The organism is Ottowia sp. (genome assembly GCF_047601385.1).
In the GTDB taxonomy this organism is placed as follows: Bacteria; Pseudomonadota; Gammaproteobacteria; order Burkholderiales; family Burkholderiaceae_C; genus Ottowia.
Genome location: NZ_JASGJP010000001.1, coordinates 345,387 through 359,735, shown reverse-complemented (window position 1 = coordinate 359,735; position 14,349 = coordinate 345,387). Strand labels below are relative to the sequence as shown.

Annotated in this window: 12 protein-coding genes; 4 read left to right on the top strand and 8 right to left on the bottom strand. The window is 71.6% G+C overall.

Annotated features, from left to right (window positions below; translation table 11 throughout):
- The first annotated feature begins 71 nt into the window (after window positions 1–71).
- From QM772_RS01695 to QM772_RS01680, 4 genes are all read left to right on the top strand, one after another.
- Window positions 72–1,526 carry a phosphomannomutase/phosphoglucomutase gene (locus QM772_RS01695; RefSeq protein ID WP_415133538.1) on the top strand — a complete coding sequence of 485 codons (1,455 nt, stop codon included), beginning with the start codon at window positions 72–74 and terminating at the stop codon, window positions 1,524–1,526.
- Between the two features lie 79 nt (window positions 1,527–1,605).
- A complete protein-coding gene (locus QM772_RS01690) occupies window positions 1,606–2,925 on the top strand; it encodes a 3-deoxy-D-manno-octulosonic acid transferase (protein ID WP_415133536.1) in 1,320 nt (439 codons plus the stop codon).
- A 52-nt stretch (window positions 2,926–2,977) separates the two neighbouring features.
- Complete coding sequence (gene xrtH, locus QM772_RS01685; protein WP_415133534.1) at window positions 2,978–3,490, top strand: exosortase H; 513 nt, start codon at window positions 2,978–2,980, stop codon at window positions 3,488–3,490.
- Window positions 3,491–3,495: 5 nt separating this feature from the next.
- Window positions 3,496–4,143 carry an exosortase H-associated membrane protein gene (locus QM772_RS01680; protein ID WP_415133532.1) on the top strand — a complete coding sequence of 216 codons (648 nt, stop codon included), beginning with the start codon at window positions 3,496–3,498 and terminating at the stop codon, window positions 4,141–4,143.
- A 59-nt stretch (window positions 4,144–4,202) separates the two neighbouring features.
- On the opposite strand, the gene QM772_RS01675 is transcribed toward QM772_RS01680, so the two are convergent.
- From QM772_RS01675 to QM772_RS01640, 8 genes are all read right to left on the bottom strand, one after another.
- Window positions 4,203–5,549, bottom strand: a complete 1,347-nt coding sequence (locus QM772_RS01675; protein ID WP_415133530.1) for a TolC family outer membrane protein — start codon at window positions 5,547–5,549, stop codon at window positions 4,203–4,205.
- Between the two features lie 11 nt (window positions 5,550–5,560).
- Window positions 5,561–5,905, bottom strand: coding sequence for a rhodanese-like domain-containing protein (locus QM772_RS01670; protein WP_415133528.1), 345 nt, complete (start codon window positions 5,903–5,905; stop codon window positions 5,561–5,563).
- 151 nt (window positions 5,906–6,056) lie between these two features.
- Window positions 6,057–6,731 (bottom strand): protein-L-isoaspartate O-methyltransferase family protein, encoded by a 675-nt coding sequence (locus tag QM772_RS01665; protein WP_415133526.1) that lies wholly within the window; start codon window positions 6,729–6,731, stop codon window positions 6,057–6,059.
- 34 nt (window positions 6,732–6,765) lie between these two features.
- The gene (locus QM772_RS01660; RefSeq protein WP_415133524.1) at window positions 6,766–10,002 is read right to left on the bottom strand and encodes an efflux RND transporter permease subunit; all 3,237 of its coding nucleotides are present in this window, start codon (window positions 10,000–10,002) and stop codon (window positions 6,766–6,768) included.
- 66 nt (window positions 10,003–10,068) lie between these two features.
- The gene (locus QM772_RS01655; RefSeq protein WP_415133522.1) at window positions 10,069–11,199 is read right to left on the bottom strand and encodes an efflux RND transporter periplasmic adaptor subunit; all 1,131 of its coding nucleotides are present in this window, start codon (window positions 11,197–11,199) and stop codon (window positions 10,069–10,071) included.
- Complete coding sequence (locus QM772_RS01650; protein ID WP_415133520.1) at window positions 11,196–11,864, bottom strand: TetR family transcriptional regulator; 669 nt, start codon at window positions 11,862–11,864, stop codon at window positions 11,196–11,198. Before QM772_RS01650 ends, QM772_RS01655 begins: the two co-directional genes overlap by 4 nt.
- A gap of 57 nt (window positions 11,865–11,921) precedes the next feature.
- Window positions 11,922–13,061: a serine/threonine protein kinase gene (locus QM772_RS01645; RefSeq protein WP_415133518.1), complete on the bottom strand. Its 1,140-nt coding sequence runs from the start codon at window positions 13,059–13,061 to the stop codon at window positions 11,922–11,924.
- Window positions 13,062–13,083: 22 nt separating this feature from the next.
- On the bottom strand, window positions 13,084–14,271 hold the full coding sequence (locus QM772_RS01640) for an acyl-CoA dehydrogenase (protein WP_415133516.1): 1,188 nt from the start codon (window positions 14,269–14,271) through the stop codon (window positions 13,084–13,086).
- Between the last annotated feature and the right edge of the window lie 78 nt (window positions 14,272–14,349).

Below are 14,349 nucleotides of genomic sequence, written 5' to 3'. Positions count from 1 at the left end.
CTCCAGCGCTTATGTGGCGGGCGTCAGCAGCTATGAAAACAGTAGTTTCGGTGCTGCCTACAATCCATGCCATGCACGTGACCCCCAGCATCTTCAAGGCCTACGACATCCGCGGCACCACGCCGCGCACGCTGAACGAGGGCGTGGCCGAGGCGCTGGGCCTGGCCTTCGGCACGCAGGCGCTGGCCGCGGGCGAGCGCGCCGTGGCCGTGGGGCGCGACGGGCGCCTGTCCGGCCCCGGGCTGTCGGCGGCGCTGATGCGCGGGCTGGTGGCCGCCGGCGTGGAGGTGATCGACATCGGCCTGGCGACCACGCCCATGCTGTACTTCGCCGCGCACACGCTGTGCGGCAGCGGCATCCAGGTGACCGGCAGCCACAACCCGCGCGACGACAACGGCTTCAAGATGGTGCTGGCCGGGCGGGCCATCTTCGGCGACGAGATCCAGGCCCTGCGCGCCATGATCGAGGCCGAATCGTGGCAGCGCCGCGCCGGCGGCAGCCTGCGCACGCACGACGTGCTGCCGGCGTACCGGGACCGGATCGTGGGCGACGTGAAGCTGGCGCGGCCGGTGCAGTTCAGCGGCGACAGCGCCAGTGCGGGGCTGTGCGAGATCAAGCAGGTGATGGCGCGGCCGATGAAGATCGTGGTCGATTGCGGCAACGGCGTCGCCGGGGCCAGCGCGCCGGAAATCTTCCGCGCCATCGGCTGCGAGGTGATCGAGCTGCATTCGGCGGTGGACGGCAACTTCCCCAACCACCACCCGGACCCGAGCAAGCCCGAGAACCTGCGCGACGTGATCGCCGCGCTGCAAAGCACCGACGCCGAGCTGGGCCTGGCCTTCGACGGCGACGGCGACCGGCTGGGCATCGTCACCAAGGACGGGCAGAACATCTACCCCGACCGCCAGATGATGCTGTTCGCGCAGGACGTGCTGGCCCGCGTGCCGGGCGGCACCATCGTCTACGACGTGAAGTGCTCGCAGCGCCTGGCGCCCGCCATCCAGGCGGCCGGCGGCGTGCCGCTGATGCACAAGACCGGCCACTCGCTGGTCAAGGCGCGCATGAAGGAAGTCGATGCGCCGCTGGGCGGCGAGATGAGCGGCCACATCTTCTTCAAGGAGCGCTGGTACGGCTTCGACGACGGCACCTACGCCGGCTGCCGGCTGCTGGAGATCCTCAGCCGCCACCCCGACCCCAGCGCCGTGCTGAACGCGCTGCCCACCAGCTTCTCGACGCCCGAACTCAACGTGCCCTGCGCCGAGGGCGAGCCGCACCGCCTGGCGGCCGAGTTGCAGGCGCTGGCTGGCGATTTGTTCGCCGAACCGGCGCAGGTGTCGACGATCGACGGCCTGCGTGTCGATTGGCCCGACGGCTTCGGCCTGATCCGCGCCAGCAACACCACGCCCGTGCTGGTGCTGCGCTTCGAGGGCCAGACACCCGAGGCGCTGGCGCGCATCCGCAGCGAGATGCTGGCGCTGCTGGAGCGCGTCAAGCCCGGCGCGCAAGTGGGTGCGGGCGGGCATTGAGCGGGCCGCGCGGTTTCATGGTGGAATCGGCCCCCAGCGCCCGCCAGTAAAGCGCTGGCAGCTATTGTTTTCATACCGAATGATCCGCGCCCTCTACGACCTGGCCGCCTGGGCCGCCCAGCCCTGGCTGCGCCGCAAGCTGCGCCGGCGCGGTCAGGCCGAGCCGGGCTACCTGCACGCGGTGGAAGAGCGCTTCGGCCACTACACCGTGCCGTGTCCCGACGCAAACGCAGCGGCCGGCCGGCCGCTGGTGTGGATCCACGCCGTGTCGCTGGGCGAGACGCGCGCCGCCGCCATCCTGCTGGCCGCGCTGCGCGCGCAGTGCCCGGGCCTGCGCCTGCTGCTCACGCACGGCACCGCCACCGGCCGCGCCGAGGGCGCGAAGCTGCTGGCGCCGGGCGACGCGCAGGTCTGGCAGCCGTGGGATTCGCGTGCCGCCGTGCGGCGCTTCCTGGCGCATTTCCGGCCCGACGTGGGCGTGCTGATGGAGACCGAGGTCTGGCCCAACCTGGTGCTGGAAGCCTCCGCCCACGGCGTGCCGCTGGCGCTGGCCAACGCGCGCCTGTCGGCCAAGTCCCTGCGCGGCGCGCAGCGCGCCGGCGCGCTGCTGCGGCCCGCCTACGCCGCGCTGGCCGCCGCCTGGGCGCAGACCGAGCCCGACGCCGAGCGCCTGCGCGCCCTCGGCGCGCCGGTGGCGGGCGTGTTCGGCAACCTCAAGTTCGACGCCACGCCATCCGAAGCGCAACGGGCCCAGGGCCGCGCCTGGCGCGCCGCGTCGCCGCGCCCGGTGGTCATGCTGGCCAGCGCGCGCGAAGGCGAGGAACTGGCGTTTCTCAAGCAAATCAGGGTTCCAAGGCAGGCGGGGCAAGCGCCGGCAGCTACGGAATCGGGAGCATTTCAGTGGCTGATCGTGCCGCGCCACCCGCAGCGCTTCGACGAGGTGGCGGCGCTGATCGAGGCCGAGGGCTTCAGCGTCAGCCGCCGCAGCCGCTGGACCGGCGCCCCGCGGCCCGCCGACGTGTGGCTGGGCGACACCTTAAGCGAGATGGCAGCCTACTACGCGCTGGCCGACGTGGCGCTGCTGGGCGGCAGCTTCGCGCCGCTGGGCGGCCAGAACCTGATCGAGGCCGCCGCCTGCGGCTGCCCGCTGCTCATGGGGCCGCACACCTTCAACTTCAGCCAGGCGGCCGAATGGGCCGAGGCCGCCGGCGCCGCGCGGCGCGTGCCCGACCTGGCCGCCGCGCTGGCGGCCGCGCAGGCGCTGCTGGCCGACGCCCCGGCGCTGGCCGCCATGCGGCAGGCCGCGCTGGACTTCGCCGCCGGCCACCGGGGCGCCGCCGGCCGCACCGCCGCCGCCGCGCTGGCGCTGGTGCCCGCGCCGGTCCGACTGCTACAGTAAGTGCTTTCAACCGGCAACACCCTGTTGCATCGCACCTGAAAGTACTGCTCCCGTGGTCCGCTTCTTCCTGATCTTCCTGGCCGTGCAGGCCGTGCTGTTCGGCGTCGAGATGCTGAACCCCGTGCAGGTGGCGGTGGTGCACCCGTGGACCGGCTGGCTGGCCAAGGCCAGCGCGGCCATCGTGCACCTGATCGACCCCACCGTCATCTCCTACGGCCGCGTGCTGCAAAGCGCCAAGACGGGCTTCGGCGTCTCCATCGAGGCGGGCTGCAACGGCGTGGAGGCCACCATCGTGCTGGTGGCGGCGATGCTGGCCTTCCCGTCGAGCTGGAAGATGAAGCTGTGGGGCATCGGCCTGGGCTTCATCGCCGTGCAGGCGGTCAACCTGATCCGCATCGTCAGCCTGTTCTTCCTGGGGCAGTGGAGCTTCAAGGTGTTCGAGTTCGCCCACCTGTACATGTGGCAGGCGCTCATCATGCTGGACGTGCTGGTGGTCTGGCTGCTGTGGATGCGCTACGTCGCCAAGCACGACCCCAGGCCGGCGGCAGCGGCCCCGGCCGCCTGACCGCCATGCGCGCCACCCTCATCGGCCGATTCCTGCTGCTGGCCATCGTCTGGCTGGCGGTGCTGCTGCCCCTGTGGTATTGGGCCGCGCGCTGGCTGGCGGCGCCGCCGATCTGGCTGGCCGGCACGGCGATGAAGGCGCTGTTCGGCTGGGTGGACGGCTTCGAGCAGCAGGGCGTGACCGCCGTGCTGCACACCCTGGTGCAGGTGCGCATGAGGGGCCCGCAGGGCGCCGACGTGCTGGGCGAGCTGGCGCCCGAGGTCAACTATCCCCTCTACGGCTACGGCCTGGTGCTGCTGTGGGCCATGCTGCTGGCCGCGCGCACCGAGCGCTGGTGGCTCAAGGGCCTGATCGGCAGCGTGCTGCTGGTGCCGGCGCAGGCGTGGGGCATCTGCTTCCAGTGGCTGCGCGACGTGGCGCTGCTCTCCGGCCCGAGCGGCGCGGCCTACCTGAACTACTCGCCCCTGGCCAACAACCTCATCGCCTACGGCTACCAGTTCGGCTTCCTGATGCTGACGCCGGTGGCGCCGATCCTGCTGTGGCTGGCGTTCAACAAGCGCTTCGTGGCGGCGCTGTGGCTGGAGGCGGCGCTGGAAGGCGCGCCGGAGAAATCGGCCGAGCGGCCGCCGGTGCAGCAGACCGGGGACTCCTGATTCGATAGCTGCCGGCGCTTGTCTGGCGGGCGCTGGAGGCCAATTCGGCTAAAAAAAGCCTACTGCGCCAGCAACTGGTTGATCGGCAGCAGGTCGGCCGGCTGCAGCGCGCCGCTGGCCTGCCTCAGGCGCAGCAGGCCCACCAGCACGTCGTAGCGCGCCCGCGCCAGGTCGCGCCGGGTCTGGTAGAGCTGGCTCTGCGCGTTCAGCACGTCGATGTTGATGCGCACGCCCACCTGGTAGCCGAGCTGGTTGGCTTGCAGCGCGGTCAGGCTGGACTGCTCGGCCGCCTCCAGCGCCTTCACCTGCCCCAGGCCCGACTGCACGCCGAAGAAGGCCGCGCGCGTGGCCTGCGAGACGGTGCGCTGCGCGTTGTCCAGGTCGGCGCGGGCCTTGTCCTCCAGCGCCAGCGTCTCGCGCACGCGGTTCTCGATGGCGTGGCCGGCGTACAGCGGCCAGTTCAGCACCACGCCGATGCCGGCGGTGGTGGCGCGGTAGCGGGTGTCCGGCGCGGCGCTGATGGAGGGGTTGCCGTCGGGGTAGCGCGTCTGGCCGACGCTGGCCTGCAGGTCCACCGTGGGCAGATGGCCGGCGCGGGCCTTGGCCGTCTCCATGCGGGCGAGTTCCAGCGCCATGCGGGTCTGCACCACGGCCGGGTGCTGTTCCAGCGCCTGGTTGACCCAGGCCTCCACGTTGTCGGGCCGCGGCACCGGCAGCACGATGGGCTGCGCCAGCGGGCGCGGCTGGCTGCCGGCCTGGCCGACGAGCTGGTCGAGCGCCAGCTTCTTGACCAGCAGGTCGTTCTCGGCCGCGATCTCCTGCGCGCGCGCCAGATCGAAGCGGGCCTGGGCCTCGCGGCTGTCGGTGACGGTGGCGTTGCCGACCTCGAAGTTGCGCTTGGCCGATTCGAGCTGCTCGGCCACGGCGGCCTTGAGCGCGCGCACGAAGCGCAGCGCGTCCTCGGCCGCCAGCACGTCGAAGTAGGCTTGCGACAGGCGCACGATCAGGTCCTGCTCGGCGCCGCCCAGCTGCACCTGCGCCAGCTCGGCCTGCTTCCTGCCCTGGTTCCAGGCGATGCGGTTGGCCGGCCGGTAGAGCGGCTGCGAGCCGACCAGCGCGCCGTTCAGCACGCTGTAGCCGCGGCTGCCGGGGCTGGAGCTGCCCAGGTGCGTGTCCAGCCAGTTGCGCTGTGCGCCGGCCTGCAGGGCCACCTGCGGCAGCAGGCCGGCGCGCGCCTGGTCGGCCCGCGCCTGGCTGGCCTGGACCTGCGCCTGCGCGGACTGGTAGGCGGCGTCGAAGCCGTGCGCGGTGTCGTAGAGCTGCATCAGCGACTGCGCCTGGGCGCCGCCGGCGGCGAGTACAGCGGCCAGGGCGAGGCATCGGAGGCGGCGCGGGAGCAGGGGCATGAACGGCTTTCTCAGTAGCGGGGGACGGAAGGGTCCAGTTGCAGCGACCAGGCGTCGATGCCGCCGGCCACGTTGGCGACGCGCTCGAAGCCGTGCTGTTGCAGGAACATCGCCACCTGCATGCTGCGGGCGCCGTGGTGGCACAGCACGGCGACGGGGCGGCCGGGGTCCAGCTCGCGCAGGCGCGGCGGCACGCTCATCATCGGCAGTTGCAGCAGCTCGGCGCCCTCGGCGCGCACGCTGGCGGCCTGCCACTCGGCGGGCTCGCGCACGTCCAGCAGCAGCGGCTCGGCGCCCTCGGTGCGCACCGAAGCCAGCCAGGCGGCGAGGTCGCGCGGGGGGACTTGCTCGATCATTTCAGTTGAATCCCAAGGAGTCCAGCGGCCGCGGAGCAGGCCATGTCAGCGTACCCGCGGCCGGGGTTCCCCCGGCCAGTGGGGGCGCCCCCTCGAGGGGGGAGGCGCAACATCGCGCAGCGCGTGGAGCCACGGGGGTGTTCCATATTTTTCAAAAATGGAAGCGCGTCGGTTCGGGGAAATTCAGCAGGCGCGGCGCCCCGGTATCCCAGGGCTGGGTGACGACGCGGCCGCTGGCGCCCTGGCGCACCAGGGTGGCGCGCATCACGGGTTCGTCGCCGACGACGGCCAGCAGGCGCCCGCCGGGCTTGAGCAGCGCCAGCAGCCGCTCGGGCAGCAGCGCCACCGAGCCGGACAGCAGGATGGCGTCGAACGGGCCGTCGGCCGAGAGGTCGGCGCTGGCGCCGTCGGCCGCGCGCACCTCCACGTTCAGCACGCCGGCGCGCTGCAGGTTGGCGTGCGCGGTGCGCGCCAGGCCGTCGTCGATCTCCAGCGTCAGCACGCGCTGCGCGCGGTGGCCCAGCAGGGCGGCCATGAAACCGCTGCCGGTGCCGATCTCCAGCACCTTCTCGTGCTTGGCGACTTCCAGGTCTTGCAGCAGGCGGCCTTCCAGGCGCGGCGGCAGCATCACCTGGCCGGCGGCGATGGCGGCCTCGGCCTCGCGCAGCGGGATTTCGATGTCGGCGAAGGCCAGGGCGCGGTGCGCGGGCGGCACGAAGTCCTCGCGCCGCACCACGGCCAGCAGGTCCAGCACGTGGGCGTCGAGCACGTCCCAGGGGCGGATCTGCTGCTCGATCATGTTGAAGCGGGCTTGTTCGACGTTCATGGGATGGCTCCAGGCGTGGGGGTTCGGGTGGGCTTCAGATTTTATCGACGGGCTTTCGCGCGAAGCGGCGCTTGAGCCAGCCCGCCAGGTCGTCCAGATAGCAATAGACCACCGGCACCACCACCAGCGTCAGCAGCGACGAGGTGATGACGCCGCCGATGACGGCCTGGCCCATGGGCGCGCGCTGCTCGGCGCCCTCGCTGACGGCGAAGGCCAGCGGCACCATGCCGAACACCATGGCCAGCGTGGTCATCAGGATCGGCCGCAGGCGCACGCGCGCGGCGGCCAGCAGGGCCTGCTCGCGCGGCAGCGGCGCGGAGTGGCCGCCGTCGCCGCGGGTCTCGCCGACGCGGCCCTCGCGCGCGCGGATGGCGAAGTCCACCAGCAGGATGGCGTTCTTGGTCACCAGCCCCATCAGCATGACGATGCCGATGATGGAGAACATCGACATGCTGGAGCCGAACAGCAGCAGCGCCAGCACCACGCCGATCAGCGTGAGCGGCAGCGAGGTCATCAGCGCCAGCGGCTGCGAAAAGCTCCTGAACTGGCTGGCCAGGATCATGTAGATGAAGATGATCGCCATCGCCAGCGCCTGCAGCGCGTAGGCGAAGCTTTCCTGCATGTTCTTGGTGGCGCCACCGAAGGTGTAGCCGTAGCCGGGCGGGAAGGCCAGCTCGCCGAGCGCCGCGCGGATGTCGCCCGACACCTCGCCGGTGGTGCGGCCCTGCACGTTGGCGGTGATCTGGATCTCGCGCAGCATGGCGCGGCGGTTGATCTGGTTGGTGCCGGTGGCTTCGGCCAGCTCGGCCACCTGGTTCAGCCGCACGATGCGCGGCGTGCCGTCGGCGTTCAGCCCGGCGGTGAGCGGCAGGCGCTCCAGGTCGGCCAGCGTGGTGCGCGCCTCGGGCGCCAGGCGCACGATGACGTCGTAGGTCTGGTCGTCGGGCGCGCGCCAGTTGCCCACGGTGGTGCCGGCGACCAGGGTGCGCAGCGGGGTGGCGATCTGCGCCGCCGACAGGCCCAGCTCGGACGCGGCGTCGCGCCGGACGGTGACGTCGATGGTCGGCTTGCCGGGCTTGCTGCTGGAGTCCAGGTCCACCAGGCCGGGGATGGCGCGCAGGCGCTCCATCAGCGGGCGCGCCAGGCGCTCCAGCTCGGCCTGGTCGGCGCCTTGCAGCGAGAACTCGATCTGCTTCTGCCCGCCCACCGGCTCCAGCAGGCCGGCCTGGGTGACGGTGATGCCGGGCACCGCGCGCAGGCGCTCGCGCAGCTCGGCCGCCAGCTGCTCGGCGCCGAGCCGGCGCTGGTGGCGGTCGGTCAGGCGCACGTAGATGCTGGCGTTGGTCTTGCCCTGCGCGCTGCCGGTGTTGAGGGTGGTCAGCGTGTAGCGCACCTCGGGGTAGCCGCGGATGACTTCGACCACCTGCCGCGCCTTGGCCTCGGTGGCCTCCAGCGACGAGCCCTGCGGCGTGTAGAAGGCGATGGTGGTCTCGGAGAAATCGGCCTTGGGCACGAACTCGGTGCCCAGCAGGCGCACCATGAACACGCTCAGCACGAAGACGGCCGCCGCGATGGCCAGCGTCGCCAGCCGGTGCGCCAGCGCCCAGCGCAGGATGCGCTGGTAGCCCTCGGCCAGCCGGTCGGTGGCGCGGTCGAACCAGGCGGTGACGCGGCCCAACGTACGCTCGTAGAGCGTGCGCTTCTGATTCGTGCGGTCGTAGAGGCTGTTGGTGCGCTCGTGCCCGTGCACGGCGGGGTCGTGCCACACCGAGGACAGCATCGGGTCCAGCGTGAAGCTGACGAACATCGAGATCAGCACCGCCGCCACGATGGTCAGCCCGAACTCGTGGAAGAACTTGCCGATGATGCCCTGCATGAAGCCGATCGGCAGGAACACCGCCACGATCGACAGCGTGGTGGCCAGCACCGCCAGGCCGATCTCCTGCGTGCCCTCCATCGCGGCGGGGTAGGGCGCCTTGCCCATCTGCGCGTGGCGCACGATGTTCTCGCGCACCACGATGGCGTCGTCGATCAGCAGGCCCACGCACAGGCTGAGCGCCATCAGCGTGATCATGTTGACGGTGAAGCCGAACAGCTGCATGAAGAAGAAGGTGCCGATGATGGAGATCGGCAGCGTCAGCCCGGTGATGACGGTGCTGCGCCACGAGTTGAGGAACAGGAACACGATCAGCACCGTGAGCGCCGCGCCCTCGATCAGCGTCTGCCGCACGTTGGTCACCGCCACACGGATGGGGCGCGAGGCGTCGGTCACCGGCGCCAAGCGCACGCCGGGCGGCAGCTCGGCGCGCAGCGCCTGCACGGCGTCGTTCAGCCCGTCCACCACCTGGATGGTGTTCTCGTCCTGCGCCTTCTGCACCGACAGCACCAGGGTGCGCTGGTCGTCGTAGAGGGCGATGGATTCCAGCTCCTGCGCGCCGTCGTGCACGCTGGCGACCTGCTCCAGATAGACGGGCGCGCCGCCGCCGGACTGACCAGGCGCGGCCGCGCCGCGCCGTGCCACGATGATGCGCTTGAAGTCCTCCGGCCGCTCCATGCGGCCGGCGAGCTGCACCGTCAGCTCCTGCGCGCGCGTGCGCACCGGGCCGAGGGGCTGGTCCTGGTTGTCGCCGCGCACCGCCGCCATCACCTGCTCGGGCGTGACGCCCAGCGCCTCCATCGCCTGCGGTTGCAGGTAGATGTGCAGCTCGCGCTTGGTCCCACCCACCAGGTTGACGGCGCCGACCCCGCGCACGTTCTCCAGGCGCTTCTTCAGCACCTGGTCGGCCCAGTTGGTCAGCTCGATGGCGGAAGGGGCAGGGCGGCCCTCTGCTGCTTCCGGCAATACGGCCAGCGACCAGATGGCGCGGCTCGCCGGGTCGAAGCGCAGCACGCGCGGCTCCTTCACCTCGTCGCGCAGCAGCGGGCGCACCTGGCCGATCTTCTCGCGCACGTCGTCGGCGGCCTTGCGGCCGTCGATGTGCAGCTGGAACTCGATGATGACGACCGACATGCCCTCGTAGCTGCGCGAGTACAGCGCGTTGATGCCGGCGATGGCGTTGACGGCTTCTTCCAGCTTCTTGGTGACCTCGCTCTCCACGATGGCGGGCGCTGCGCCGGGGTATTCGGCGGTGATCACCACCACGGGGAAATCGACGTTGGGGAACTGGTCCACCTGCAAGCGTTGCAGCGAGAACAGGCCCAGCACCACGAAGGCCAGCATCACCATGGTGGCGAACACCGGGTTGTTCAGGCTGACCTTGGTGAACCACATGAAAAATCGGCCTCTAGCGCGCGCCCAGAAAGCGCGAGCAGCTATCGTAAAAATAGCAAACAGGCATCATGGCCGCGCGCCGCCCTGCGCCGGCAGGCGCACCTGCGTGCCCTCGCGCAGCAGGCCGGCGGCGCCGCGCAGCACCTGCGCGCCCTCGGCCACGCCCTGCACGGCCACCCACAGCTCGCCTTCGACCTCGCCGCGCGCGCCCAGCTCCGCCGTGCGGTGGGCGATGCGGCCGCCCTCGACGGCCTGCACGTAGGGCAGGGGCTTGTCGGTGCGCACGGCGCTGAGGGGCACCGCCAGCGCGCGCACCTGCCCGGTGGCGAGCTGGCCGCGCGCGAACAGGCCCTGCCGCAGGCCGGGCTGCGCGGCCACGCTCAGGTAGGCCAGCACGCTGCGGCTGCCCGCCTGCGCGCTGGGGTTGATGCGCGCCACCGTGGCCTGCACCGGCTGCGGCACGCCTTCCACGGTCAATGTGGCGGGCTGGCCCACGCGCACCGCTACCGAGTCGGCGGGGCTGAGCGCGGCCTCCAGTTCCAGCCGGCTCAGATCGACGATCTCGACGATGCGCGCCTCGGGCGCCACCCGCTCGCCCGGCTGCGCCAGCCGCTGCGACACCTGGCCGCCGATGGGCGCGCGCAGCACCGTATCGGCCAGCGACTTGCGCAGCACCTCGGCGCCGGCCAGCGCCGCGCGGTGGCTGGCCTGGGCGGTGGCCAGGCTGGCCAGCGAGTTGTCGAGCGCCGTCTTCGAGATGAAGCCCTGGCTGACCAGCGCGGCGTTGTTGTCGTACTGGCGCTGGGCGATGTCCACCTGCGCCTTGGCGGCCTCGGCTTGCAGGTGGGCCTGGCGCAGGCGTTCGGCGTATTCGGTGGGTTCGACGCGGGCGATCACCTGGCCGGCCTGCACGGTGTCGCCCTCGCGCACCGTCAAATCGCGCAGCTCGCCCGGCACGCGGGCCTTGACCACGGCCGAGTTCACGGCCTTGAGCGTGCCGGTGATCGGAAGGCCGGCGCTCAGCTCGCGCACCTGCGCGGTCGCCAGGTCGATGGCGGCCAGCTCGATCACTGGCGCTGCGGCCGGCGCCGCCTGCGCCTTCTGGGCGGCCTGGCGCGCGCTGTAGCCGCGCCAGCCCAGCAGCAGGGCGGCCGCCAGCACCAGCAGCACGAGCGCGATCTTGAGGGACCGCTTCATGGCGCGGGCTTGTCGGCACGCAGGGCGCGCAGCAGCAGGTCGGCGTGCAGTTCCACCAGCGCCGGCGCGTCGATCTGCTGCGCGCTGGGGCAGCAGGGCGCCAGCGAGTAGCGCCAGGTCACCATCTGCACCAGCGGCGCGACGATCAGGTGCACCAGCTGCGGCACGTCCACCGGGCGGAACTCGCCACGGTCGATGCCGCGCTGGACCACGCGGCGCAGCAGCTCGTGGCTGGGGTCGACCACCTCGTCCTGGTAGTGCTGCGCCAGCTCGGGGAAGTTGGCCGCCTCGCTGACCATCAGCTTGGTCAGGCCGGCGGCGGGCGTGCCGCCGTACAGCGCCCACCAGCGGCGCAGGAACTCGCGCAGCAGCTCGGTGCTGGAGCCGTTGAACTCGGCCACCTCGCGGAAGGCGTCGGCCAGGATGCGGCCGGCGTTCTCGTGCACCACGGCCTTGAACAGCGCCTCCTTGCTGGGGAAGTAGAGGAACAGCGTGCCCTTGGAGACACCGGCGCGCGCCGCCACTTCTTCCACGCGGGTGGCGGCGAAGCCCTTCTCGACGAACAGCGCCAGCGCGGCGTCCAGCAGCTCGCCGGGGCGGGCCTGCTTGCGGCGCTCGCGCTTCGGGGGCGCCTCACTGGGCGGTTGATCGGGGGATGCGCTCATATTAATGACTGACTGGTTAGTAATATACGCGAACCCGCGCGAGGCGGGAAGAGAGCGCTACGCCACCAGCGGCGGCTCGGTCAGGGCCTCGATCTGCTCGCGCAGCGCCGCGATCTGTCCGCGCCAGTAGTCGGGCGTGCCGAAGCCGGGGAAGGCGGCGGGGAAGGCCGGGTCGTCCCAGCGCCGCGCCAGCCAGGCGCTGTAGTGGATCATGCGCAGGGTGCGCAGCGGCTCGATCAGCGCCAGCTCGCGGCGGTCGAAGTCGCGCACCTGCTCGTAGCCGTCGAGCAGGGCGCCCAGGGCGCGCTGGCGTTCGGCGCGCTCGCCGGAGAGCAGCATCCACAGGTCCTGCACGGCGGGGCCGCCGCGGCAGTCGTCCAGATCGACGAAGTGCGGGCCGCCGCCGGGCCGGTCGGTGGGCGTCCACAGGATGTTGCCGGGGTGGCAGTCGGCGTGCAGGCGCAGCGTGGCGATGCCTTCAGAACCTGACTGCCCCCAGGGCTGGGCTGTGCCCAGCCCGCCCCCCGAGGGGGGCAAGAAAACTTGGGGCGGCCCGGCGTTTTCTTGAGAGTCAAATCGGCCTCCAGCGCTTGATGGGAGCGCGCTGGCAGCTATGATTTTAATAGCTTCCTGGCTGGTGTCGGCCCAGGCGCGCTCCACCTCCAGCGGCAGCGCGCCGTGCGCCAGCAGCCAGTCGCGCGGCTCGGTGCCGTAGCTGGCCGCATCCACGGCGGGGCGGTGCGCGAAGGGCGTGCGCGCGCCCACGGTGTGCAGGCGGGCGATGAAGCGGCCGATCCACTCCAGCGCCTCGGCGTCGCCCAGCTCCGGCGCGCGGCCGCCGCGCCGCGGGCTGACGCTGAAGGCGAAGCCGCCGTGTGCATGCAGCGTGCGGCCTTCGAGGGCCAGCGGCGCCACCACGGGCACCTCGGCGGCGGCCAGTTCGGCGGAGAAGGCGTGCTCCTCCTCGATCTGCGCCGTGTTCCAGCGCCCGGGGCGGTAGAACTTGAGCACCACCGCCGGATGCGCGTCGGCCAGCGGCGTGCCGGGCTCCAGGTGGGCCAGATAGACGCGGTTCTCGTACGAATTGAGCGCCATCAGCCGCCCGTCGCCCATCAGGCCCAGCGAGGCCAGGGCGTCGAGCACGAAGTCGGGGGTGAGGGCGGCGAAGGGATGCGGGTCGGCGGGCATGGGCGGCATTGTCGGCGCACCCGCCGCCGCTTCAGCTGGCGAAGGCGGCAATCCCCGTGATCGCCCGCCCCAGGATCAGCGCATGCACGTCGTGCGTGCCCTCGTAGGTGTTGACCACCTCCAGGTTCACCAGGTGGCGCGCCACGCCGTATTCGTCGCTGATGCCGTTGCCGCCCATCATGTCGCGCGCCAGGCGGGCGATCTCCAGCGCCTTGCCGCAGTTGTTGCGCTTCATCACGGAAGTGAGGTCGATCGGCGCCGTGCCCTCGTCCTTCATGCGGCCCAGGCGCAGCACGCCCTGCAGGCCCAGGCCGATGTCGGTCAGCATGTCGGCCAGCTTCTTCTGGATCAGCTGGTTGGCGGCCAGCGGGCGGCCGAACTGCGGGCGGTCCAGCACGTACTGGCGCGCGCGGTGGAGGCAGTCCTCGGCCGCGCCCATCGCGCCCCAGGCGATGCCGTAGCGCGCGCTGTTCAGGCAGGTGAAGGGCCCTTTCAGGCCGCGCACCTCGGGGAAGGCGTTTTCCTCCGGCACGAAGACCTCGTCCATCACGATCTCGCCGGTGACGCTGGCGCGCAGCCCCACCTTGCCGTGCACGGCGGGGGCGCTCAGGCCCTTCCAGCCTTTCTCCAGGATGAAACCGCGGATCTGCCCGCCGTCGTCCTTGGCCCAGACCACGAACACGTCGGCGATGGGGCTGTTGGTGATCCACATCTTGGCGCCGCTCAAGCTGTAACCGCCGTCCACCTTGCGCGCGCGCGTGACCATGCCGCCGGGGTCGCTGCCGTGGCCGGGCTCGGTGAGGCCGAAGCAGCCGATCCACTCGCCGCGTGCCAGCCTGGGCAGGTACTTCTGCTTCTGCGCCTCGGTGCCGAAGGCGTGGATCGGCACCATCACCAGCGACGACTGCACGCTCATCATCGAGCGGTAGCCCGAATCCACCCGCTCCACCTCGCGCGCCACCAGGCCGTAGCAGACGTAGTTGAGGCCCGCGCCGCCGTACTGCTCGGGGATGGTGGCGCCCAGCAGGCCCAGCGCGCCCATCTCGCGGAAGATGGCCGGGTCGGTGGTCTCGTGGCGGAAGGCCATCTGCACGCGCGGCAGCAGTTTCTCCTGGCAGTAGGCGCGGGCGGCTTCCTGCACCTGGCGCTCGTCGTCGGTGAGCTGCGCGCGGAGCTGAAAGGGGTCTTGCCAGTCGAAGCGGGCTGGGGTGGCGGCCATGCGGGTTTCTCCGTGGTGAGGGTGAGGTAAAGCCGGCATTGTGCGGCCGGCACTAAGATGGGCGGCAAGGAGACCCAA